Below are 745 nucleotides of genomic sequence, written 5' to 3'. Positions count from 1 at the left end.
GGCTTTTTTTGGCATCTTTGCTCCTACGGTATCGAAAACATCCAGTCAATTGGCGAAGCTTTTCATATTCTTCCATCGCTACAATTATTATCGCAAAGGTGGTCTCATCCTCACTTGTTTCAGGAAGTGCCAATGACGTGATAATTGCTGGAGCGATTGTTTTTTATGCCCTGGTGTCAGGTTTCTTGTGTGTAACTGTCAAAAAGCCTACAATCGCAGTTGTTTTGGGCCTGCTTCTTTTTGTCGCCCAGTTTTTTGTCGATGCGACTGCACACATATTCTCGGGCGTATGGCGCTTTCAGTGAGATGTTGTAATCTAACTTGTCGCTGGAGAAAAGACGCTGGAAAAACCGCGCGCGTCTCAGCTCAAAAGTTATGCGCTCAGAGATGATTCGTAACAATTGAGATGATTGGTAATCTATACCCTAAATCACAAAGAAGGCGTCGTGTGGCGCATGCAGCATGGGCAGCGATTGCCATCACCGTGTCGCTTTTCATGATATTCACAAAGCAGAGAGGCGACCCCCCCATGATGATCTTCGTTCCCCTGGTTTTGAAAATCTGGGCAGTGGGGCATTTTGTGATCTGGGCAGTCCAATGGCTGGCCGCCAGCGGCCAGCGTATAGTGAGCGAAAGCGGCGGTGAACGCAAACCTTGGCCAATTGGACTGAGGCTTGCTCTTATCGGTACGGGTGTTCCCATGTTAATCGGAATATTTCAGATTCTCATGACCGGCTTGCAGCGC

Annotated in this window: 2 protein-coding genes; both read left to right on the top strand. The window is 48.2% G+C overall.

Annotated elements, in window-relative coordinates; genetic code table 11:
* The coding region (locus GY683_RS01905) for a hypothetical protein (protein WP_297287141.1) at positions 1–305 on the top strand (305 nt) is incomplete at its 5' end.
* Positions 306–448: 143 nt separating this feature from the next.
* The coding region (locus GY683_RS01900) for a hypothetical protein (protein ID WP_297287140.1) at positions 449–745 on the top strand (297 nt) is incomplete at its 3' end.

Origin of the sequence: Moraxella sp. (assembly GCF_024227015.1) — a bacterium.
Classification (GTDB): domain Bacteria; phylum Pseudomonadota; class Gammaproteobacteria; order Pseudomonadales; family Moraxellaceae; genus Moraxella.
Note: the sequence above shows the minus strand (reverse complement) of the source record. Positions and strands in the feature narration are given on the sequence as shown.